Origin of the sequence: Shewanella jiangmenensis (assembly GCF_018596335.1) — a bacterium.
GTDB lineage: Bacteria > Pseudomonadota > Gammaproteobacteria > Enterobacterales > Shewanellaceae > Shewanella > Shewanella jiangmenensis.
In genome coordinates this window covers 344,570-365,789 of sequence record NZ_JAHEPS010000002.1, presented here as the reverse complement: position 1 = coordinate 365,789, position 21,220 = coordinate 344,570, and the positions used below count along the sequence as shown (strand labels likewise).

The following is a 21,220-nucleotide window of genomic DNA, read 5'->3' as shown; positions in this document are numbered from 1 at the left end:
TCTGAGCAAGGTGCCGGCAAACGCCGGCACCGGCTATCAGAACTCGGCAATTACCTTCACCGAACCATTGACCTGACTACTATCAATGTAGCCAATGATATTGGGGTTGGATGAAACAAGCCCTATCACCTCTTCGGCGCTGGCCACTTCCTTTGGCGGCGTACCTTTACCGGTAAACACTTTTTGCGACCAGTAGGACTTAAGCTGGCTGGACGACTTGCCAAGCACAGTGCTGTCGAATGCTTCACGCACAGGCCCACCTTCCAGATTTACCGGCACCGCCTGACCGCCACCGGGGAACGACTTGGTTTTGCCAAGGTAGATGTTTTCGATGGCTTTTTTATCTATGGTGTCGCCGTTATTGGGGTGAACAATCACAGCCACTCCGGCAAACACCTGCATTGAACACAGACACAGTAGGATTGAGTTAATCAAAGTTTTCATGGCTCTCTCCTAAAATACCAGGTCAACGCCCAGACTGATGGACTTGGAGTCCCCGGCAACCCGCCATGAATCCTCGGTACCGGCGCCGACGCCTTCGTCACTCACGTCGTCGTACTGGATCTTAAACGCGGCAGAGGGATGAAAATCCCAACGAACACCAAAGGATGTGGTGTTATGAATTTCATTGCCGTCATCAAAGTCTGAATAGGAAACAAAGGGCATCACACTGCCAAATCGGTAACCCAGAGTTACAAGATAGGTATCCAAATCATCGCCTTGCAGTGTGAGTCGGTTAATTTCGGTCAGCAGCAGTACGTTATTCCAGTCGATGTTGACTGACAGGCCGTAAAACTTGCCATCGCGCTCGGTCTGGCCGTCCCACTCCACCTGTTCGCCGCCGATATAGCGCTCGTTGGTGTATTGCATGTGGGTCAGGCGAATGTCGAGCCATTCGTAATTCAGCTGCGCCACAATACCGCCGATATCTTTCCAGATTTCACGGGTTGGCTCGCCAAAAAAGAACTCTGACAGTAGCTTGTTCGGCTCATCGTCCTCACGGCCAAAATATGCCTGGCCGGTCAGGGTCCAGTCGCCAATCAGGTAGTTATAGAGCACGCTGACACCTGTGTAGTTGAAGATTTGCCAGGTGTAGTTATCAGCAGGTGGACGGATCCAGGGGTAGGCAAAGCCCACATCAAAAAAGTCACTGTAATAATAAAGCGGCAGCCGCTTTTTACCGGCCTGCACTGTCCAGTGTTCATTAAATTCGTAGGAGAGATACGCCCACTCAAAGTCGGCTTCAAAGTCATTGGCACCGCGGGACACTATCTGTGCGGTTGCCGACAAACCTTCAAGCAGATCGGCTGAGAGCTGAATACCGAACAGGGTGTCCGGTTCAAAACTGATTTCTTCGGTATAAGCGCCCACCAGGGGATAGTCTGCAAGGAAGGTCGGCTCCAGACCAAACTCCTCGACACCACTGCCTTCCAGCACCTGTCCGCCCACAACAGACGCAAATCCGGATATGTTGACCTCGGCCAGCGCTGCGCTACTCATCACCAGCGCGCCAAGGCAGATTGCCTGTTTGTATTTCATATAAAACCTTACAGTTGCCAAGTGTATCCAACTTTAAGACTAGGTCAGGTCAACAAATTGGCAAACTTAAGGGTTATATTTTGAACAAATCGTCAGTCGGGCGGTCTAAGGGTTCTTCAGTTCAGGCCGAAATGCTGGCAACCCGGAATTGATTGCGACCCCGCTGTTTGGCTTCATACAAGGCTTCATCGGCGGCCGCGAGCAGAGGCACGGCTTCCATCCCCGCCTGCCACTTCACCAGCCCCTGTGACACGGTAATGGCACTGCCAACGTCAGAATCGGGATGTGGGATAGCCGCCTGCGTGAGCAAACGGGCAATCTTTGTCGCGACTTCTTCGGCGCCGGCAAGGCTGGTCTCAGGTAACAGAATAGCAAATTCCTCACCGCCGTAGCGGGCGGCCAGATCCCGTGGCCGGCGCGAAGTACTGCCAAGCAGTTTGCCTATCCGGCGCAGGCAGTCGTCTCCAGCCTGATGACCAAGCGAATCGTTGAGCCGCTTGAAGAAATCGATATCGAGCAAAATCAGGCACAAAGAGTGGCCTGTGCGGCTCGCGGCGCGGATTTCCTGCTCGAGTATATCGTCAAAGTGACGGCGGTTACTGAGGCCAGTCAGCCCATCCACCAGCGCCATTTTGCGAAAATGTTTCAGCAACTTGCGCTTTTCAGCGTCACGGCGCACCGCCTTTCGAAACCAGCCGTAAATGATTTCACGGCCACTGAGAAGCAACACAGCAAGGCAGAAGGTACGCACCAGGTTAAAGAGCCAGCTTTCCGGCATCAGCTCAAAACGAAAATAGGCCGACAACAGCAGCAGCGGAAACACCGCCGCTATTGTGAGCCGAAGCGAGGGAAACAGGGCTATCGCCATCAGCAACATCAGGATGTCGCACAGGGTCTCCACCGCGGTCAGCATGGATGCGCCGCCGTGGGAAAGCATCCACATTACCACCAGCCAGCCCACCACCATCGCGAGCAAATGCCCATAAACCCAGTTATGGAAACCACTGTGGCGAAAACGGAAAAAATACAAGCCGATAAAAGCAAGACACAGAAGTGAAAACGGCAAAACCAGCGCCATCACCCGGACGAAATCGAGCTCAAGATGGGGCGAAAACAGCAGACTTAACAGCGTTACCCACAGCAACACCAGGCTTGCCGAACTCAGCCACAACATGCCTCTTAGCAGGTACTGACGGGTTTCGTCCCTGAGCAATTGATCAAATGGCACTGCTTCTCTGTCCAACTGTTAACCCATAAATCCGGTTGAAAAAGCCAATATAGCACGAATTATCAGACACACTTCCCCAACGGGGGAATGAAAAAGCCGGCGGACGCCGGCTTTGTCTTTCACTGAATTTATCAGTTTGTTTCCGTGTTTATCACGCGGCCTGTGTATCAGTTTGCTCGCTGTGCCTGATGAGGTAATCGAAGGCACCGAGGCTTGCAGTCGCGCCGCTGCCCATGGCGATGATAATTTGTTTGTAGGCTGAGTTGGTTACATCACCCGCCGCAAATACTCCCGGCAAGGAGGTTTGGCCGCGCTCATCCACGACGATTTCACCGCGAGGAGTTAGCTCCAGAGTACCCTTGAGCCATTCGGTGTTTGGCACCAGACCGATTTGCACGAAGATCCCCGCCAGAGTGACTTCATGGCTGTCGCCGGTGTTGCGGTCGGTGTAAACCAGACCAGTAACCTTGTTGCCGTCACCGCGCACCTCGGTGGTTTGCGCCATGGTGATGATGTCGATATTGCCCATAGAGCGGGCCTTACGCACCAGCACCTCGTCGGCGCGCAGCTTGCTGTCAAACTCAAGCACAGTTACGTGCTCAACGATGTTGGCAAGGTCAATCGCCGCTTCAATACCTGAGTTACCGCCACCAATCACGGCAACGCGCTTGCCTTTGAACAGCGGGCCATCGCAGTGCGGGCAGTACGCCACGCCGCGGCCACGGTACTCTTTCTCGCCGGGCACGTTCATTTCGCGCCAGCGGGCACCGGTGGCAAGCAGTACGGTTTTACCCGACAGCACAGCGCCGTTGGCAAGTTCGACCTGATACAGACCGCTGCTGTCGCGCTCTTTGGTCAGGCGCACCGCTTTCTGGCTGTCCATCACGTCAACCTCATAATCTCGGACGTGTGCTTCAAGGTTTGCCACCAGCTTTGGACCTTCGGTCGCTTTAACCGAAATAAAGTTCTCAATACCAATAGTTTCCGCCACCTGACCACCGAAACGGTCGGCCACAAGCCCGGTACGCAAGCCTTTGCGTGCCGAGTAAATGGCCGCCGAGGCACCGGCAGGACCACCGCCGACAATCAGCACTTCGTAAGGCTTACGCTCGCTGAGCGCCTTGGCCTGACGCGCCGTGGCGTTGGTGTCGACCTTGGCAAGAATTTCTTTGAGGCTAATACGGCCCTGGGCAAACAGTTCACCATTCAGGTACACCGAAGGCACCGCCATGATCTGGCGAGCATCCACTTCGTCCTGGAACAGCGCGCCATCAATCATGGTGTTGCTGATCCCGCTGTTCAGTGCCGCCATCATGTTGAGGGCCTGCACCACATCAGGACAGTTCTGGCAGCTCAGCGACACAAAGGTCTCAAACTTGAGCCCTTCCGGCAGCCCTTTGATTTGCTCAATGATTTCAGCATCAAGCTTCAGCGGGTGGCCGCCTGTGTGCAGCAGTGCCAGCACCAGCGAGGTGAATTCGTGTCCCATAGGCAGGCCGGCAAAACGAATGTCGGTGCCCTGGTCGTTGGTCACCTGCATGGCAGGAGAGCGCTCGAGCCTGGCCTTGGTCACTGAAACCAACGGAGACAAGGAGGCGATGTCGTTGGCCAGGTCGAGCAATTCCTGTGACTTTTTGCTGTCATCGGCAGACACCACGAGTCTGACGTCTTGCCGTAAATTCTGCAGATAGGTTTTAAGCTGCTGTTTCAAATCCGCGTTTAACATGGTGGCTCCAGATGCAAGCAAATATATAACCGGGTGAAAAGGCTCCGGGCCAAATCAGGGGGAGGCCCGGAGCAAGGGGTGATGCAGGGTAAGGCTTAGATCTTGCCTACCAGGTCCAGTGATGGAGCCAGAGTTTCGTCACCTGGCTGCCACTTGGCAGGGCACACTTCGCCGTCATGGCTGGCAACATACTGAGCGGCCTGGATTTTGCGAACCAGTTCGCTGGCGCTGCGGCCGATGCCCAGGTCGTGGATTTCAGCCACTTTGATCTGACCTTCTGGGTTGATAACGAAGGTACCGCGCAGGGCCAGACCTTCTTCTTCGATCATCACGCCGAAGTTACGGGTGATGGTACCGGTTGGGTCACCCACCATCGGGAAGTCAATCTTGCGGATGGTGTCAGAAGTGTCGTGCCATGCTTTGTGGGTGAAGTGGGTGTCGGTTGACACTGAGTACACTTCCACGCCCATTGACTGCAGCTTGGCGTAGTGGTCAGCCATGTCACCCAGTTCAGTTGGGCACACGAAGGTGAAGTCGGCTGGGTAGAAGAACACTACAGACCATTTGCCCAGCAGATCCTGCTCGGTCACAGGTACGAATTCGCCCTTGTGGAAAGCCGTGGCTTTGAATGGCTTGATGGTGGTGTTGATGATTGATTGAGTCATGGTTTGCTCCTTCATTAACTAACGTTTGGTTCAGTGAATTTTCGCGGCAACCTGATTGCTGCCCCGTCGATGGAGAGCATAGTAGTCAATCGAACCAATCATTTATAACGGATAAAAACTATCGACCTAATCGATTTTTTGAGTGAGCCAAAAACAAAAAAGGGAAAACAGCTGTTTTCCCTTGTTTGATATTTCAGAGGCTTGGCTGAAAGCCAGCGAGGACTGTGATGACTTGTGATGACTTGTGATCACTAAGAGTCGCAGGCTGGGCCTCGCGGATTCAGCATCGAGGCCCGGCCGCCATGACCGCAGTCAGTACGCATCAATTGGCTTTCTGAGTTTCCATCAACCACTGGCTCAGCAAACGCACACCATAACCGCTGGCACCGGCCGGGCTGATGGCGCTGTCAGAGCCTGCCTGCGCATTACCGGCGATGTCGATATGGGCCCAGGGCAAATCGCCGCTGAAGCGCTTAAGGAACATGGCGGCTGAGGATGCGCCCGCGCTGCCTTCAGCGCCGGTGTTTTTCAGGTCGGCAATGTTTGACTTAAGCTCATCGCCATAGGCTTTATCGAGCGGCAAACGCCACAGCTTTTCACCCACGGTTTGCCCGGCGGCGGAAAGACTGCTTACCAGCGCCTCATCGTCACTGAAAAGACCGGCATACTCACGGCCAAGGGCGCGCACCTTGGAGCCAGTCAGGGTTGCCACATCAATCAGCACCTTGGGCTTATACTGGGTGCGGGCATACCACATGCCATCGGCAAGAATGAGGCGGCCTTCGGCATCAGTGTTCATCACTTCAACCGACAATCCCTCGGCGGTGCGAACCACATCGCCCGGACGCAGCGCATCGCCGGACACCATGTTTTCCGCGAGCGGCAGCACAGCCACCAGATTCACCTCAGCCTTCTGCATCGCCATGGCTTTTACAGTGCCAAGAATGGCAGCGGCGCCGGCCATGTCGGTTTTCATATGGGAAATAGAATCGCCGCTGGCCTTGATGTTGTAGCCGCCTGAGTCAAAGGTAATGCCCTTGCCCACCAGCGCCACCGGGGCGCCTTTCGCGCCTTCCCAGTGCGCCACCACCAGACGCGGGCCGCGCACGCTGCCCTTGCCTACGCCCATCAGCGCGCCCATGCCGAGCTTTTCAATGCCCTTGGGGTCAATCACAGTCACCTTAACGCCAAGGTCTTTGAGCTGCTTGGCTGCATCGGCAAAGTCTTCCGGGGTCATGTCACCTGCAGGGGTGTTTACCAAATCCCGCGCCAGTACCACACCGGCTTCGATACCAACGCGCTGCTGATAGGCTTTAGCGGCGGCGTCGGCATCCGAGAGCGCAAAACGCAGCTCGCGCTCATCTTTTTTAGGCTCGATGTAGCGACTGAAGTGGTAACGCTTGAGATCAAAACCATGGGCCACGGCAGCGGCGAAATTGGCTTCATCCGGCGTGCCTTCGGCAACCAAAGTGATGTTGCTGTCTTTATTGGCCACCAGGCGATCGGCAAGTTTGCCGCCGAGGTTATTCAGCTCGCCTTCGGTGAGCTTGCCGTCACCCAGCCCCAGCACCAGGATCCGGTTAAGCTGGCTGCCGGCCGGAGCCAGCAGCTCAAGCACCTTACCTTCTTCGCCATCAAACTGATTCACCTGCATGGCGCGCTCAAGGTGGGTCAAAGCGCCATCGGCAAGTACCCGGGCACCGGGAAAGTCGGTATTTTGCACCTTGAACAGCACCAGGGTTTCACCACTGGCATTCAGCTCGTCAGAAAAGCTGACTTTATCGGCCATGGCGGGCAGAGACAGCAGCGATGCAAACAGCAGCGCGAGGGGGGATTTGGATGTTTTCAGCATGGAAACGTCGCCTCAGTCGTACGGCGCGCAGAGGGTCAGGCGCCTTGTTATTTTAAGACGCGCAAGCATAACAAAGCTGTATTGCCAGGTTAACCGGTTAAGCACCGGGTTAACACCGGCTTACAATTTTCTGCAGCCTGTATTAATTGAGGCTTAAAACTGCCAGGGGCCGAAGCTGAGCGACGATTTTCCCACGTTGAAGTCGAGCCGGGATGAGAGTTCGGCGCGGGCCTGTTTCAGCCCGTCTTCGCGGATAACATTGGCTGTGCGGGAGGCAAAAATCACCCAGTTACCACCACTGGTGAGACTGGCAAACACCTGGGCAAAGTGGCGGTTAAGCAGTGCAGCAAGCTCAGGGTTCTGACGATGCTCCTTCCAGCAGTTAAGCACCAGCATGCCATCGTCTTTCAAGAGCCTCAGGGTTCCTTCAATAAAGGCCTCGCTGAGCTGACCATCGGCTACGCCATCGACACTGAAGAGATCCGCATAAATCACATCCACCCGTTTATGCTCGCCGCTGGCGATAAACTCGATGGCATCCCCTTCAATCAGCTGCAGTTTTTTACCAACGGGCAAAAAGAAAAACCGCTTGGCCACCTCGATAACCGCCCCACGCAGCTCCACCGCGGTGAACTTGATGGCCGCGTCATAGCGGCGCAGCGCATGGATCAGGGCGCCGCCGCCAAGCCCAAGCACTATGGCGCTTTTGGGGGACTTGAACATCAGCGATTCGAGCATCACCTGCACGTAGGAGTGGCGCGGCACATGATGCTGCTTTTTATCGAGCTTGCTTTGCTCGTCGTTGTCACCAAAGGCCAGTACCCGGCACTCGCCATCATCCAGCACCCGCACCGTGCCCCAGTCATCCCGGGTTTCAAAAATTACTGCATATTCGGACAAAATCAGACTTCCCGGGCACTCAACACCCTTCACGACACCCGCATCCAACCTCTACAATAGCGGCTTTTGGCTTAGGTGATTTTTTGAAGGGTTATTATGACAAATCAAATCCTGCTTGCCTGTTTTTATTTGCTGGCGTTTTACATTATTCAGCGCAACCTCAAATCCATGATTAACGTGCTGGCCGAGAAAAAACAGGTCAGCCCGGCGCGTACCAGTCTGGTGAGTCGATTCCTGACCGCCATTTTGTTTTTCATCACCCTGTCGCTGATGGCGGTGTCGCTGGGGCTTGGCTACAACGACGTGGCGCTGTTTGTCTCCTCCGCCTTTGCGGTGCTGGGTGTGGCCCTGGTGGCCCAGTGGTCGATTCTCAGTAACCTCACCGCCGGGGTACTGATTTTCTTTGTGTTTCCCTATCGGATCGGCGACTACATCAAGGTGGTGGACAAGGACGAAGATATTCGCGGCATCATTCAGGAAATCGCGCTGTTTCATGTACTTATCAAACGTGATGATGGCAACCTTATCACCTACCCCAACAGCCAGATTCTGCAAAAGTCGGTGATCAAGCTGCTTAATCCGACCCTGTATGAAAAGGCGGCTGAAGAAGCCAAGGCCAAACTGCTGGAAAACAAAAGCAGCGACACCAAGGCACCGGAAGCGCCTAACCCCGGGGTGTAATGGCGCTGTTTTCAGGCAAATAAAAACGCGGCAACTTGGCCGCGTTTTTTTTATGCTGCATTTACTTTAGCGCAGATCACAGAGTGCGCTTGAACAGGGCTATCGCCTTTTGGTACATCTCCAGCGCCAGCGCCGGGTCGTGGCGCGCATCACCGTCACGCATAAAGGCGTGCTCGGCATTGACCTCAAGCCAGCTGTAATTGGTGCCTGCATCTTCAAGATTTTGCTGGATTTTACGTCGGCCTTCGCCACTCACATGGGGGTCTTGCTTACCAAATACCATGTACAACTCGCCGCGAATATCTTTGGTACGGCTTAAGGAGTCGTTGCCGCTCTGGCTTGGAATACCGCCAGAGTGAATGTCGGTGGCGTACAGGCAAAAGGCGGCAGCGATATCCGGATTGACTGCGGCGCGGTAAGCCAGATGGCCGCCGATACACACGCCCATACTGCCGATTTTGCCGCGGCTCCAGCTTTGGGCGCGGATAAAATCGACCATGGCGACTGTGTCGGAATCATGGGCTTCGAGTGGCTTGGTGGCCTTGTCGCAGTTGCCCTTGTTTTTACCGGCATCATCGTAGCCAAGCACTGTGCCCATGGGGTTGAGCTCGTGAAAAATCTCCGGCACCAGCACCACAAAGCCGTGCCCTGCCAGTACGGTAGCCATGCGGCTGATGGGGTCAGTTTCCTGAAAAATTTCCGAATAAAAAATAATGGCCGGAAAACTGCCGGTGGCCAGCGGGCGGTATACCCGGGTTTGCATGGGGCCGGTGGCGGTATTGAGGGTGAAAAGTTCAGAAGTAACGCGCATATAGGCTCCAAGGGCTTGAGATTGCACTCAATCTAGCAAGCCCAGCAGCCGGTGTCAGCGCAGATTTTCAGAAAAGTTCGTTTCCGCTGCGCTCGCCACTAAGCGCTGCGCGCACATTACCCAGGGTGGTGCGGGCAATGGCGCCGAGCGCCTCTTCGGTTAAAAACGCCTGGTGGCCAGTAAACACCACGTTGTGGCAGGCCGACAGGCGGCGAAACACATCGTCCTGAATGACTTCGTTTGACTTGTCCTCAAAAAACAGCTCTTTTTCGTTCTCGTATACGTCGAGCCCGAGCGAGCCGATTTGGCCAAGTTTGAGGGCCTCCATGGCGTCGATGGCATTGAGCAAACCACCGCGACTGGTGTTAATGACCATGGTACCTGGCTTCATTTTGGCAAAGGTCTCGGCGCGAAGCAGATGATGATTGTCCTTGGTCAACGGGCAGTGCAGGCTGATGATGTCGCACTGCGGGAAGAGTTCATCGAGCTCCAGATAGGGCACACCGAGGGCTTCCACCGCCGGATTGCGATAAGGGTCGAACGCCACCACCTTACAGCCAAAGCCAAGCAGTACTCGAATGGTGGCCAGGCCGATTTTACCCGTGCCTATCACCCCGACGGTTTTGCCAAACATGTTAAAGCCCACCAGCCCTTCGAGGGAGAAGTTGGCATCGCGGGTACGCTGGTACGCCTTGTGGATTTTGCGGTTGAGGGTCAACATCAAGGCTACTGTGTGCTCGGCCACTGATTCAGGCGAGTAAGCCGGCACGTTAACCACAGTCATCCCCAGCGCCTTGGCGGTATCAAGGTCAACGTTATTAAAACCGGCGCAGCGCATGGCTATCACCCGGGTACCGTTGGCGTGGAGCTCACGCAGCACTTCGGCCGACAGTTCATCGTTTACAAAAGCGCAAATCACTTCAAAGCCATAGGCGAGCTTGATGGTCTGCATGCACAGGCGCGAATCAAAGTACTCGATACGGGCCACCGCCTCGAGCCCAAGCTCCTGCCCAAGGGCAGTGTTGGTGCGGTCAAAATGCTGCATATCGTAGTGCTTGGCACTGAAAAATCCGATTTTCATGGACTAACCCCTTGTCTTTATTTATGGCCGCAGTGTAAGGCAAATTCGAAAATCTGTCGTCCCAATAAAGCTGACAACTAAGGATGCAAAAAAGGCGGCCATGATGGCCGCCTTATCCTTATCCGACTAGGGAAAACCGGAAACCGGCAATCAGTTGTCTTTGGCGTACTTGGCGGCTTCGGCGCCGGCGATACGGCCAAAGGTGACGATGTCGGAGATGGCGTTGCCACCGAGGCGGTTGGCGCCATGCACCCCACCGGTCACTTCACCGGCCGCGTACATGCCCTTGACCTGCTTACCATCTTTGCCCATGACTTCGGCCTTGGTGTCAATCTTCACGCCGCCCATGGTGTGGTGCACCGCTGGTGCAACTTCCATGGCGTAGAAAGGCGCTGTGGCCAGTTCACGTGGCATGTCGGCACGCTCAAACTGCTCATCCTTGCCGGATTTAACAAAGCCGTTGTAACTGGCAAGAGTCTTTTCAAGCTCAGCCGCTGGCATGCCCAGTTTATCGGCCAGGTCTTTGACCGTCTTGCCTTCGTTCACAATCTTAAGGTGCACATAACCCTCAATCTTGCTGAGGCTCTTACGTACCGAGTCGTCAAACACCAGATAGGCGCTCTCGCCTTTCTGAGCCAGAATGGCGGCAGATGCCTTGTCGCGGGTGGTGATTTCGTTGACGAAACGCTTGCCCTCACGGTTAACCAAAATGGCACCGTTACCACGCACCGCTTCGGTGATCATCACGCCGCCCACCGGGCTGTAGGTTGGGTGGGCCTGCACATATTCCAGATCCACCGTCTGTGCACCCGCCTGGGTCGCTACATCCAAACCATCACCGGTCGCGCCGGGGTGGTTGGTGGCTTTAAAGCCCTTGAGCTTGGCATCGTACTTGGCCACGCGCTCGTTGTTTTTGGCAAAGCCACCGGTCGCCACCACCACAGCATCGGCCTTGATGACGTAGTAGCCGGTGTAGGCGCCCTGCACCAACACGCCGGTTACTTTACCGCTCTGGTCTTCCAGAATGCGCACCACACGGCTGTTAAGGCGAATGTCGGTGTCGCGCGCAACTGCGGCATCCCACAGTACCTGCGCCACATGAGCGCCAACACCAGCGCCGCCGGTTGGACGGTGGCTGCGGTTAACACTGGCGCCGCCCATACGGCCAACGTCATTCATGTCGGCACCGAGGCTGGTCAGCCAGTCAATTGAATCAGAGGAATTGTTGGCAAGCACCTTCACCAATTCCGGATTATTGATATTGCGGCCACCTTTCATGGTGTCCTCAATCATGGTCTCTTTCTTGTCCTGAATACCAAGCTTGGCCTGGGGCTTGGTTTCGGCGGCGTTCATGCCACCAGCCGCAAGCTTGGTGTTACCACCGGGCACTGGCTCTTTTTCCAGCAGTACGACTTTCACGCCGGCATCGCGGGCCGACACGGCCGCAGCAAGCCCTGCGCCGCCTGAGCCAATAATGACCACATCTGTGGTTTCACGGGGGCCGGCTGCAATCGCTTTGTCCTGAGCCGCTTTGTCGGCATCCACAGGAACAAACTTGCGCTCCCACTTGCCGCCAAAGGGCATTTCATAGCCAAAGCTGTGGCATGCATCGCAGTAGGTCACTGATTTTTCGTGGCCTTTGTGGCAGCTGGTACAAGATACCTCACCAATCAGGTGCGACTTGTGCGGCGACACTATCCCCTTGCGCTCACCTTCAGCAACCTCAGGCAGGGTGCCGTGGCAGCTCACGCACTGGGCGTTTTCGTGGGTCAGGTTATCGTTGGTGGGGCCCTTTTCGGACTGGTGGCAACTGTCACAGCCGTTGTCGGCGTGGAAGTCTGCCAGGTTTTCAGCATTGGCCCAGGCAGAGCCTGCCATGATCCCGGAGATCAGGGCTGCCAGCATGGATTTTTTCATCGCTCCCGTGAACATAAGTGTTCCTCCAAAACTACTTATAAAGAGGTATTCGCTAGGCGTGTTTGCATCTCAATTTTTGATTATTTTCAGAGTAAAACGCCATTTGCGAGAGAAATGGTAGCACTATCTAAAGAGGTAGTTTTTATGCCTAAGTCACAGTATTCGGCCAAGGCTCACGCCAGCTGCAACAATTTGCAACCAGCGGCCGGTTTTAGCGAGCTGTGGTGAACAGGATCACAGCACGGGATTACAAAATGTCGGCCAGACAACATTTTATCGATGAATAACCCCACTAAAGGCAGCGCGCGCTTTCTTTGCCAAACCGGCCTGATATGCTACTGAACATGGTTTTCAGGGAGCCAACTCATGGCAGACAAACAACTTTCAGAGCCCAGTTTCTGGTTTCAGCGCCTCAGTAAAACAACGTTGCGGGCGCTGCATCTGCTGGGGATTTGCGGCGTAGGTGGCGGCGTGCTGCTCGGCGTCGCCAAAGGCGAATGGCAGCACTATTGGCTGCTTGCCATGTTAAGCGGCAGCATGCTGATGGGCTGGGAAATCTGGCGTGACTGGCGTTGGCTTATTCAGCTTAAAGGTGTGCTGACCCTGGTAAAGCTCGCGCTTTTGGCGCTGTTTATCCCGCTGCCGGAGTATAAGGCGGCACTGTTTATCAGCATTTTGCTGCTGTCAGTATTGGTGTCCCATGGGCCTGCGGGCCTTAGACATTATTCCATCTGGCACAGGCGCCAACTCCACAGCCGCAAGGAAATTAAGGGATGAGCGCGCCATCGCCGCTGTTTGCTGCGTTCGAAGGCAGCTTTAACAGGCCCGGACTCAGGGTGCTGGATCTTGCCTGCGGCAGCGGCCGTAACGGGCTTTGGTTTCTGGAGCAAGGTCACCAGGTCAGCTTTATTGACCGGGATTTGTCAGCCTTGGCGCCACAAATAGTGACCCATCCCAATGCAAGCTGCCTGCAGATGGACCTCGAGATTTCCCCTTCCCCGGCCCTTGGCGAATTTGATGTGGTGCTGGTGTTTAACTATCTGCACCGGCCGCTGTTTGCGACCTTGCAGGCAAGTGTGGTGGCAGGTGGGCTCATGGTGTACGAAACCTTTACCCATGAACAAGCAAAGCTTGGCAGGCCAAGAAATCCTAACTTTCTGCTGAATGATGGCGAACTCAAACAACGCTTTACCGGGTGGCAGCTGCTGTATTATGGTGAGGATTCGCCTGAAACCCGTCCTGACAGCCCTGCGTACAAAGCGAGGATTATCTGTCGTAAACCCCTGGAAAATTGATGTTTCCCTACCCTGAAGCTTACCGCAACGCGATTCCGCCGCTGCTCACAGCCCTGATAGTGGCCTGGGCCATTATCGGCCGCGCCCTCACCGGCAGCGGCAACCCTGTGTTTTACTACCCGCTTTTGATGATGTACCCCGCGATATTGATAAGTCACATCTGGCTTATCTGGCATGCGGACGGCTTTAAACGCCTGGATCAGGCCTTTTATGGTCTGGTACACGGGATCCTTGCCTTTGTGGTGTGGACCTTTGCCATCATGCATCTGCGCGATGCAGGCCTGCAGTAAAGACGCGAGCATTCGCACAAAAGCCGTTATCGTGGATGAAAAATCAGCGCATAGAAATAAAAAGTGGCACAGGGGAAACCCGGTACCACTTTGGCGGAAAGGGAGATTTAGTCGTCCTTTGGGTCAAGCAAACATGATTCTTCGGACGCCAGAACCACGTTGATAAACACGTAGTAGATAGTAAAAAATCCACTCAGTGCCCCTACGATATAGAACGCGATAGACCACATACACTATCCAATTTCACACGCAGGATTTTAATTAACGACCCATGTCGATGACACCTGTCATTAATCAAAATTGGAGTCTTTATTTAGATCGCCTTTAAATTAGAGCTGCTTTCAATTAGAGCGCCTTAGGTTTTTCGGCATTCAGTTTATCGGCGTCTGCGCCATCGGCGCGGTAAATAATACAATCAGGGAATGGCTCACAAATAGCCAGTTTGGGTGATGTATTCTCATCAGGCTGCGCCTGAGTATTTGCCAGATAAAAAGGCACTGCAAATACAGAAGATAAGGCGGTTGCTGTCAGCAAGGTCACATATTTTTTCATATTCAACTCTCCACGATTAACCAAAGTAGTAATGAACCAAAGCAGTTAATTTTGTTTTTGAAATATCATTTGGTACACGGCATTGGAAACATGGCCAATTAACAGCAGGCAGCAATACCTTTACCTGTTTTTGAATCAGCTGCTGTAAGCGCGTTGCAGCTGACACATTATTTGAACTCAACCAGCTCGGCTGCGGGGGATGCGCCATTGCTTTTGCGACCAGCGGATTAGCAAATCAAAGCGACTCAGGGTAAGGCGTCGTTATGTTTCGAAGCCGAGCTGGTTGATGAGCCAACACTAGCTATTGGCCCATCAAACCGCGACAAGGAAAAGGTGAGGAAAAAGTGACGAAAACCTATAGCATTGAATTAATTGAACAATACAACATCCACATTGGCATCATCCAGCACAGACAGCAGCACCTTACCATCCTCGCTGAGTGACAGTGAGTTGGCAGATACCGAGGTTTTGGTAATGGCATGCTCCTGCCGAGCCAGGCTCTGCGGGTCAAACTCCACTAAGCCCATGCCGGTATTTGTCTGTTTAAGAAACCAGATTTTGCCGGATTCAACACTCCAGGCGCCGGCAAAAAATGGCGTGACTTCGTCTGTGATCAGCCGCTCTTGCCCATCTGCGACGGTCCAGATCCCGCCGGCATGGATTTTCGAGTAATAGAGTTTACCGGTGGCATAATCATATTTTCCTGAAAACCCATTATTGGCTAACACTTTAATGGTTGTGCCAGTAACCACATTCACAAGCTGTAATTGCTTTTGACCATTATCAGAGGAAAATAAAATCAGCTCGTTATTATTCATACCCCAGCTGAGATTTCTGACCGAACTGCGCCCCGGAATATAATTAAGGGTGGTGGTGGCAATATCAAAAACAAAGGCTTCGCCATTAATAGTACCAGCAAGGGCTTTACCATCGACAGAAAAAGTCAGTTCATCAATAAATGAAAAACGGGAAAAATCACTGAGCTTATGTTCGCGGCCATCGCTGTGTTTAAGCCAAATTTGCGGCAGCCCGGTGCGGTTGGACACAAATGCCGTTTGTTTACCATCATGGCTGATAACGCCGCGATAATCCCGTCTGCTTGATGACACCCAGGCGCTTGGTTGTAAATTCCCAGCCCCAAGATTGGCAATCCACAGCGCCTCTTCAATCAGTTCGCCGGCCACCGCAACGGTTTGCCCAAGCTCATTGGAGCGCGGCGAATTCACTTCCTGCAGCACTTTGGTGATACGCGTGCGGCTGCCGGTCGCTAAATCGAGCCGATGCAGCTGACCTTCTTCTGCTCGATAAATCAGGCTGTTACCATCTGCCGACCAGGCCACACTCTTCAGTGGATAGCCAACCTTAAGCGCGGTTTGCCACTCGCCGCTGGCAAAATCGAACAGCATTATCTGGGTATCAAACCAGCTCAGGTTTCGCAGCACGGCCATCCGGCGCTTGTCCGGCGACAGGCTCAGGCCATAGTCGCCCCGGCCAAGACTATGACTCAGGCTGAGTTGATCCCGCCTTAAGGTATTAAGGTCAACCTGATAGATTTTTTTGACCTCTTCCACCCCTTCCGAGTCGACATAAAACAGCATCTGCCCCTTGAGTGCCAGGGCGCCGGATTGGCTGGACGGATGGCAATGGGCAACGGTTTTAAGATTTTGGGTGAGTAAATCAAGCAGCATAACCTGACAACTGTCACGGCCATTAAACTGCATAAAAGCCAGATGGGCACCATCGTCACTCCAGGTGGGAAAGCGCTGATTCAAGCTGCTGTTATCACTGCGGATAAAGTTGATTTGCCCGGTCGAGAGCTCCTGTGTCATCACCCGCCAGCGCTGGCCATTGAGCTCACGGTATGAAAAGGCGAGCATCCGGCCACTGGGTGACAGTGCCGGGTCCACTTCCTGCCCATCGAGGGAGGTCAGCGGCTTAAGCATGGCTATCTCTTCATTTATCTCGAGTGCGCCGCCCCCTGCTACATCGGAAGAGTGATAAGAGTCCCAGCCCCAGAGAAGCAGGACAGGCAGGCAAATTCCCAGCGCCGCATAGGGCCAGCTGCGCCGGCGCGGCTTTGACACTGATTTGGGTGTCGGTTTTAACGTTAGCCCAGCTTCATCTGATACCCGATGAAAACGCAGCCTTTCTATATTGTCGGGCGCATCAGCAAGATCGTCAGGCGCACCAGCAAGGGCTTGTGTATCGGTGGCACCATCCATTGTTTCTGAACTGATATTGCGTCTTTCAAGTGTTACCGCTTGAGGCTGTACTTCACTTAAACCCAGTGATCCGGCGCCAGAAACCTCCGGCGTTAGCGTTTCTAACCTAGCCCCCGACACAGCCTCTGACATAGCCTCTTGCAAGGCTTCTGGCGCGGCGTTTGTAGTGTGAAGCGGCCTTGGCTGGACTGTTTTAGATTGGCTTAGCAGCAGGGCTTCTACATCCGCCGTCAGCAGATAGCCGACTTTGGGCACAGTTTTTATCAGCCGCTGATTTTTGGCATCATCGCCAAGGGCGCTTCTCAGCTGGGCAATAATCCGATTTATCGCATTGTCAGAAACGACACCACCGCGCCACACTTCTTTAATCAGTTCATCGCGGCTCACCGGGCGTCCGGCCCGCTCAAGCAGGCACACCAATACCTGCATCACCCGCAGCTCAAGCCGCGACTCCAATCCATCACGGCTGACCAGGCACATCTCAGGGTTAATCAGAACATCGCCGACGCGGTATTTTTTATTATTAAACATGGCGTTCGTTTAATGACTCGTTTTTGATTTTCCGTATTTAAGCAATTACCGCGACAAAGGGAAAGCGCAGAAAATCACCAATGGCCGAACAAGGCTTGCTGCATCTGCCAGCCTTGGGTATCTTTAGCGCCCTTACGCCCAATTGAGACGGATGATGGACGACTTTATCTACAATCCCCCCACCGAGCCCTGGCTGGATATTTTGCACCAGGACAAGGACATCATCGTTATCAATAAACCCAGCGGCATTTTGTCGGTGCCGGGGCGCGACCCCATTCACCACGACAGCAGCTTTAGTCGCATCAAGGCCGACCATCCCAACAGCCAAGTTGTGCATCGACTCGATATGGCCACCTCAGGCGTGATGGTTTTTGCCCTGCGCCGCAGCGCCGAGGTGGAGCTCAAACGGCAATTCCGCGACCGCGAAACCCACAAAATTTACTTTGCCCGGGTGGCGGGTCACGTCAAACAAGATTGCAGTGTTGAGCTGCCGCTGATTTGCGACTGGCCCAACCGGCCGCGCCAGAAAGTGGATCACCAAATCGGCAAGCCCTCATTGACCCATGTGGAAGTGGTGAGCTACGGCAAACGCTCGACCCTGGTGAAACTGACTCCGGTTACCGGCCGCAGCCACCAGCTCAGGGTTCATATGATGGCACTTGGCCATCCTATCCTCGGCGATGGCTTTTATGCCGATCCGCTTGCCAAACAACTGGCCGACCGCTTGCTGCTGCACGCCGCCAGCCTGAGCTTTGTCCACCCCTACAGTGGTGAAGCGCTGACCTTTACCACGCCAGTGCCGTTCGAGCAGGCGATAAACGATCAGTAAAGGCCGATTATTTCTGGAAAAAATGTATCGAATACCGTAAATTATTGCCTAATTACTCAATTTAAAGAGCAATATGCAGTGGATACATCATTTCAGCGAGACCAGTTGGACAATCAGATCCTCGAAGCCCTGATGGCAGATGCGCGCACGCCCTTTGCCGAGCTTGCGAAGCGCTTTGGTGTCAGCGCCGGTACTATCCACGTGCGGGTCGAAAAAATGAAGCAGGCCGGCATTATTACCGGCGCGCAGATAACGGTTAACCCCAAGGCGCTGGGCTACGATGTCTGCTGTTTTATCGGCATCAATTTAAAAAGCGCCGGCGACTACCCCTCCGCCCTTGCCAAACTCAATGCGCTGGAAGAAGTGGTTGAGGCCTACTACACCACAGGCAACTACAGCATCTTTGTGAAAGTCATGTGTCAGTCCATCGACAGCCTGCAGCATGTGCTGATTAACCGCATCCAGTCGATTGCCGAAATTCAGTCCACCGAGACCCTGATAAGCCTGCAAAACCCGATTTCGCGCGCAGTAAAACCCTGAGCCGCGCCAGCACAAAAACGATAACACCGGGCAAGCCCGGTGTTTTTTTATATTATGTTTTAATGCATTAGCTGAGATTACAGCGCAAACACCTTGGTCATTACCTTGTAAAGCTCGGTGCCCTGATGCACAGATGCCGAGGCAAAGTGCAAAATCGGCACGCCATCCTCCGGCAATTTAAGCGCAGTGAGCTCTTCGCCCGTGCCATAAAGGTCGAGCCGCAGCAAATTCACCAGCACATCCCCTGCCTTCATCGGCTGGCCAACCTTGCCCACATACTCGACCATGCCAGCTTTCGGCGCATGGAACTTGCGGTAATCCTTCAGCAAACAGCCGAAACGCTTCATTGGTTTGGGCAGCACTTTTTCAGCAATCACACCGCGATAGCTGAGGTACGCCAAAATGCCCTCGGCATCGTTCAGCGCATCGGCAAGGTCGATACGCTCCTGACTGCCAAGCTCCAGCGTCAGTGCCGATACCCGCACACCAAGCTCACGGCCATGGGCAGCGGCCACCTCGGCAAGCGTCCACCAGGGGACAAACGCCGCCTCATCCATGGCACCGCCGAAGCTGTTTGGGATAAACAAAGTGTAAGGAATGGAGAAATACTGCGCCGCTTCGCGCTCATACTCCGGGCAATACAGGTGCTTACATGACTTGGGGCCTGTGTGTAAATCGAGCACTATGTCCGAGCGGTGCGCCATCGCCTGCAGCGAGGTCGCAAGCCACTGTCCGGTGGTCACGCCCCAGACATTGTCAAGCTTACGCTCACAGGCGGCAATCAGCTCGGTGCGAAACGCCGCAACCAGACTGTCATCATCAAGCTCACTGTGCGCCGCGTACCAGGCCGCAATATCGAGGCTGTGATTAAGGTACTCGCGGTTCCAGTTTACCCCGGTGATAGGGTCAAAGCGGCCGAGGGTAAACTCACCGCTTTTTTGATTAATCCCCAGCGGATTGGCGAGCGGCACCAGACTGATGTCACCCAAAAGCTCATAATGCTCAAGGAGTTTCATCAGCTGATAAATTACCGCATTGCCCTGCACCTCGGCGCCGTGGACATTGGCCTGAATGTACACACTCGGGCCCTTGCCTTTGCCGTGAAAGCGGTAAACCGGCAGGCTCAGGGCCTGACCGGCCGCAAGCTCGCCGACCTTAACCTCCTGCTTTTCGACCCGCATTAAGCCTGGCCTTCAAACAGGTTTTCGTGCAGCGCCTTCACAACCTGCGCCGCCTCGCTTTCAGCCACCAGCACACACAGGTTGTGGGGGCTCGCGCCCTGGCAAATCATGCGTACATTGTGCTTTTCAAGAACAGTGAACACCCGGCTGCAAATGCCGGCTGTGGTGGCGATGCGGTTACCGATAATGGCCACCAGCGCAAGACCATCTTCCACCCGCACCCGGCAGTGCTGCGACAATTCCTGCAGCAGCGCCTCGCTGAGCAGTCCCGCGCCGGTCGAATCTGAGCCGGTTTTGTCCAGAGTCAGCGACACGTTCACTTCAGAGGTGGTGATAAGGTCAACCGAGATCTTGTGGCGGGCCAGGGTGGCAAAGGTTTCAGCCAAAAAACCGCGGGCGTGCAGCATCTGCAGGCTGTGCAGGTTCAGCAGGGTCTGATCGCGGCGCACCGCAACGGCGCGGTAAATCGGCGGGTTATCGACCTGATGACGTATCCAGGTGCCACCTTTTTCAGGCTCGCGGCTTGAACCCACAAATACCTGAATTTGCTGGCGTACGGCCGGCAAAATGGTGGCTGGATGCAACACCTTGGCACCGAAAGTGGCCATTTCAGCGGCTTCGTTAAAGCTGATTTCGGCAATCGGGCGCGCGTTTGGCGCAAGGCGCGGGTCGGTGGTGTAGATGCCGGCCACATCGGTCCAGATCTCTACCGCATCGGCGCACAGGGCTTCGGCAAGGAGCGCCGCCGAGTAATCACTGCCGCCACGGCCAAGAGTCGTAGTACGGCCTTCGGCATCAGCGCCGATAAAGCCCTGGGTCACGACAATCTGAGTCGCCAGCAGTGGCTTTAAAAAGTCGCGCGACAAGGCAGCAATGTCTTCAATCTGGGGCTCGGCGCGGCCAAAATGGCTGTCGGTACGCAGCACCTGGCGCACATCAAAACTCACGCTGCTGGCGCCGCGCTCACGCAGCACGGCGGCAAACAGCAGCGACGAGCACTGCTCACCCATGGACAAAAGCTCATCCATAATCGCCTTGCTGCGATTGAGAATAAGTGACTCGCTGAGGCTTGCGATGCGCGACAGTAAGCCATCAAGCGGCGCAGCAACGTCCTGCGGCCGGGCCAACTTGTCGATAATGGCATATTGAATTTGGGCGATGCGCTTTAAAAGCTGCAGGCGGGTTTCATCGGTTACCGTGGCCTGGGTCAGCTCAACCAGAAGGTTGGTGACGCCACTTGAGGCACTGACCACCACCAGACGGGTGGCGGAATTGGCCAGCACTATATCGGCACAGCGGGACATGGCGCCAAAGTCGGCAACGGAGGTACCACCAAATTTTGCGACGACCAGAGACATCAGCACACCTCCGTCAGACAAT

General features: G+C 54.5%; 21 protein-coding genes. 6 read left to right on the top strand and 15 right to left on the bottom strand.

What is annotated here, in order from left to right; genetic code table 11:
* Positions 1-36: 36 nt before the first annotated feature.
* The 7 genes from KJI95_RS07050 to KJI95_RS07020 form a co-directional block, all read right to left on the bottom strand.
* Positions 37-444, bottom strand: coding sequence for a type 2 periplasmic-binding domain-containing protein (locus KJI95_RS07050; protein WP_214506474.1), 408 nt, complete (start codon positions 442-444; stop codon positions 37-39).
* A 9-nt stretch (positions 445-453) separates the two neighbouring features.
* Positions 454-1,539, bottom strand: coding sequence for a porin (locus tag KJI95_RS07045; RefSeq protein ID WP_214506473.1), 1,086 nt, complete (start codon positions 1,537-1,539; stop codon positions 454-456).
* 121 nt (positions 1,540-1,660) lie between these two features.
* Entirely contained in the window at positions 1,661-2,767 is a 1,107-nt protein-coding gene (locus KJI95_RS07040) for a GGDEF domain-containing protein (RefSeq protein WP_349356713.1), read from the bottom strand.
* Between the two features lie 151 nt (positions 2,768-2,918).
* Complete coding sequence (gene ahpF / locus KJI95_RS07035; RefSeq protein WP_214506471.1) at positions 2,919-4,493, bottom strand: alkyl hydroperoxide reductase subunit F; 1,575 nt, start codon at positions 4,491-4,493, stop codon at positions 2,919-2,921.
* Between the two features lie 95 nt (positions 4,494-4,588).
* Positions 4,589-5,158 (bottom strand): alkyl hydroperoxide reductase subunit C, encoded by a 570-nt coding sequence (gene ahpC, locus KJI95_RS07030; protein WP_214506470.1) that lies wholly within the window; start codon positions 5,156-5,158, stop codon positions 4,589-4,591.
* Between the two features lie 322 nt (positions 5,159-5,480).
* Complete coding sequence (locus KJI95_RS07025) at positions 5,481-7,010, bottom strand: leucyl aminopeptidase (RefSeq protein ID WP_214506469.1); 1,530 nt, start codon at positions 7,008-7,010, stop codon at positions 5,481-5,483.
* Between the two features lie 153 nt (positions 7,011-7,163).
* Positions 7,164-7,910 (bottom strand): spermidine synthase, encoded by a 747-nt coding sequence (locus tag KJI95_RS07020; RefSeq protein WP_214506468.1) that lies wholly within the window; start codon positions 7,908-7,910, stop codon positions 7,164-7,166.
* Positions 7,911-8,006: 96 nt separating this feature from the next.
* Here KJI95_RS07020 and KJI95_RS07015 point away from each other — a divergent pair, with 96 nt between their 5' ends.
* Positions 8,007-8,591 carry a mechanosensitive ion channel family protein gene (locus KJI95_RS07015; RefSeq protein ID WP_250885691.1) on the top strand — a complete coding sequence of 195 codons (585 nt, stop codon included), beginning with the start codon at positions 8,007-8,009 and terminating at the stop codon, positions 8,589-8,591.
* 76 nt (positions 8,592-8,667) lie between these two features.
* Here KJI95_RS07015 and KJI95_RS07010 read toward each other — a convergent pair whose 3' ends face one another.
* The 3 genes from KJI95_RS07010 to fccA all read right to left on the bottom strand — a co-directional run bounded on the left by KJI95_RS07010 (position 8,668) and on the right by fccA (position 12,415).
* Complete coding sequence (locus KJI95_RS07010; RefSeq protein WP_214506467.1) at positions 8,668-9,402, bottom strand: dienelactone hydrolase family protein; 735 nt, start codon at positions 9,400-9,402, stop codon at positions 8,668-8,670.
* Positions 9,403-9,469: 67 nt separating this feature from the next.
* Complete coding sequence (locus KJI95_RS07005) at positions 9,470-10,483, bottom strand: 2-hydroxyacid dehydrogenase (RefSeq protein ID WP_214506466.1); 1,014 nt, start codon at positions 10,481-10,483, stop codon at positions 9,470-9,472.
* A 150-nt stretch (positions 10,484-10,633) separates the two neighbouring features.
* Positions 10,634-12,415: a fumarate reductase flavoprotein subunit FccA gene (gene fccA, locus KJI95_RS07000; protein ID WP_214506465.1), complete on the bottom strand. Its 1,782-nt coding sequence runs from the start codon at positions 12,413-12,415 to the stop codon at positions 10,634-10,636.
* Between the two features lie 351 nt (positions 12,416-12,766).
* Between fccA and KJI95_RS06995 the strand changes: the two genes are divergently transcribed.
* From KJI95_RS06995 to KJI95_RS06985, 3 genes are read left to right on the top strand one after another with little or no spacing between them, the layout of a single operon-like run.
* Positions 12,767-13,177: a hypothetical protein gene (locus KJI95_RS06995; protein WP_214506464.1), complete on the top strand. Its 411-nt coding sequence runs from the start codon at positions 12,767-12,769 to the stop codon at positions 13,175-13,177.
* Positions 13,174-13,695, top strand: coding sequence for a class I SAM-dependent methyltransferase (locus KJI95_RS06990; protein WP_214506463.1), 522 nt, complete (start codon positions 13,174-13,176; stop codon positions 13,693-13,695). Before KJI95_RS06995 ends, KJI95_RS06990 begins: the two co-directional genes overlap by 4 nt.
* The gene (locus KJI95_RS06985) at positions 13,695-13,985 is read left to right on the top strand and encodes a hypothetical protein (RefSeq protein ID WP_214506462.1); all 291 of its coding nucleotides are present in this window, start codon (positions 13,695-13,697) and stop codon (positions 13,983-13,985) included. The genes KJI95_RS06990 and KJI95_RS06985 overlap by 1 nt, the downstream gene beginning before the upstream one ends.
* A gap of 107 nt (positions 13,986-14,092) precedes the next feature.
* On the opposite strand, the gene KJI95_RS19585 is transcribed toward KJI95_RS06985, so the two are convergent.
* From KJI95_RS19585 to KJI95_RS06975, 3 genes are all read right to left on the bottom strand, one after another.
* On the bottom strand, positions 14,093-14,215 hold the full coding sequence (locus KJI95_RS19585) for a hypothetical protein (RefSeq protein ID WP_284730688.1): 123 nt from the start codon (positions 14,213-14,215) through the stop codon (positions 14,093-14,095).
* Positions 14,216-14,330: 115 nt separating this feature from the next.
* Entirely contained in the window at positions 14,331-14,537 is a 207-nt protein-coding gene (locus KJI95_RS06980; protein WP_214506461.1) for a hypothetical protein, read from the bottom strand.
* Between the two features lie 368 nt (positions 14,538-14,905).
* Positions 14,906-17,290 (bottom strand): winged helix-turn-helix domain-containing protein, encoded by a 2,385-nt coding sequence (locus KJI95_RS06975; protein WP_214506460.1) that lies wholly within the window; start codon positions 17,288-17,290, stop codon positions 14,906-14,908.
* Between the two features lie 154 nt (positions 17,291-17,444).
* Between KJI95_RS06975 and rluA the strand changes: the two genes are divergently transcribed.
* Together rluA and asnC are read left to right on the top strand one after the other, a co-directional pair.
* Positions 17,445-18,119, top strand: a complete 675-nt coding sequence (gene rluA, locus KJI95_RS06970) for a bifunctional tRNA pseudouridine(32) synthase/23S rRNA pseudouridine(746) synthase RluA (RefSeq protein WP_214506815.1) — start codon at positions 17,445-17,447, stop codon at positions 18,117-18,119.
* Between the two features lie 78 nt (positions 18,120-18,197).
* Positions 18,198-18,659: a transcriptional regulator AsnC gene (gene asnC, locus KJI95_RS06965; RefSeq protein WP_214506459.1), complete on the top strand. Its 462-nt coding sequence runs from the start codon at positions 18,198-18,200 to the stop codon at positions 18,657-18,659.
* A 77-nt stretch (positions 18,660-18,736) separates the two neighbouring features.
* On the opposite strand, the gene KJI95_RS06960 is transcribed toward asnC, so the two are convergent.
* A complete protein-coding gene (locus KJI95_RS06960) occupies positions 18,737-19,840 on the bottom strand; it encodes a succinylglutamate desuccinylase/aspartoacylase family protein (RefSeq protein ID WP_214506458.1) in 1,104 nt (367 codons plus the stop codon).
* Positions 19,840-21,198 carry a lysine-sensitive aspartokinase 3 gene (gene lysC, locus KJI95_RS06955; RefSeq protein WP_214506457.1) on the bottom strand — a complete coding sequence of 453 codons (1,359 nt, stop codon included), beginning with the start codon at positions 21,196-21,198 and terminating at the stop codon, positions 19,840-19,842. Before lysC ends, KJI95_RS06960 begins: the two co-directional genes overlap by 1 nt.
* Between the last annotated feature and the right edge of the window lie 22 nt (positions 21,199-21,220).

What these genes read in the sequence shown, in the direction of transcription:
- KJI95_RS19585 (WP_284730688.1), bottom strand. Translation starts at nt 14,215, where the DNA reads ATGTGGTCTATCGCGTTCTATATCGTAGGGGCACTGAGTGGATTTTTT.
- KJI95_RS06995 (WP_214506464.1), top strand. Translation starts at nt 12,767, where the DNA reads ATGGCAGACAAACAACTTTCAGAGCCCAGTTTCTGGTTTCAGCGCCTC.
- KJI95_RS07025 (WP_214506469.1), bottom strand. Translation starts at nt 7,010, where the DNA reads ATGCTGAAAACATCCAAATCCCCCCTCGCGCTGCTGTTTGCATCGCTG.
- lysC (WP_214506457.1), bottom strand. Translation starts at nt 21,198, where the DNA reads ATGTCTCTGGTCGTCGCAAAATTTGGTGGTACCTCCGTTGCCGACTTT.
- KJI95_RS07050 (WP_214506474.1), bottom strand. Translation starts at nt 444, where the DNA reads ATGAAAACTTTGATTAACTCAATCCTACTGTGTCTGTGTTCAATGCAG.
- KJI95_RS07045 (WP_214506473.1), bottom strand. Translation starts at nt 1,539, where the DNA reads ATGAAATACAAACAGGCAATCTGCCTTGGCGCGCTGGTGATGAGTAGC.
- KJI95_RS06990 (WP_214506463.1), top strand. Translation starts at nt 13,174, where the DNA reads ATGAGCGCGCCATCGCCGCTGTTTGCTGCGTTCGAAGGCAGCTTTAAC.
- KJI95_RS07015 (WP_250885691.1), top strand. Translation starts at nt 8,007, where the DNA reads ATGACAAATCAAATCCTGCTTGCCTGTTTTTATTTGCTGGCGTTTTAC.
- KJI95_RS06960 (WP_214506458.1), bottom strand. Translation starts at nt 19,840, where the DNA reads ATGCGGGTCGAAAAGCAGGAGGTTAAGGTCGGCGAGCTTGCGGCCGGT.
- KJI95_RS07010 (WP_214506467.1), bottom strand. Translation starts at nt 9,402, where the DNA reads ATGCGCGTTACTTCTGAACTTTTCACCCTCAATACCGCCACCGGCCCC.
- KJI95_RS06980 (WP_214506461.1), bottom strand. Translation starts at nt 14,537, where the DNA reads ATGAAAAAATATGTGACCTTGCTGACAGCAACCGCCTTATCTTCTGTA.
- ahpC (WP_214506470.1), bottom strand. Translation starts at nt 5,158, where the DNA reads ATGACTCAATCAATCATCAACACCACCATCAAGCCATTCAAAGCCACG.
- rluA (WP_214506815.1), top strand. Translation starts at nt 17,445, where the DNA reads ATGGACGACTTTATCTACAATCCCCCCACCGAGCCCTGGCTGGATATT.
- KJI95_RS06975 (WP_214506460.1), bottom strand. Translation starts at nt 17,290, where the DNA reads ATGTTTAATAATAAAAAATACCGCGTCGGCGATGTTCTGATTAACCCT.
- KJI95_RS06985 (WP_214506462.1), top strand. Translation starts at nt 13,695, where the DNA reads ATGTTTCCCTACCCTGAAGCTTACCGCAACGCGATTCCGCCGCTGCTC.
- KJI95_RS07005 (WP_214506466.1), bottom strand. Translation starts at nt 10,483, where the DNA reads ATGAAAATCGGATTTTTCAGTGCCAAGCACTACGATATGCAGCATTTT.
- ahpF (WP_214506471.1), bottom strand. Translation starts at nt 4,493, where the DNA reads ATGTTAAACGCGGATTTGAAACAGCAGCTTAAAACCTATCTGCAGAAT.
- fccA (WP_214506465.1), bottom strand. Translation starts at nt 12,415, where the DNA reads ATGTTCACGGGAGCGATGAAAAAATCCATGCTGGCAGCCCTGATCTCC.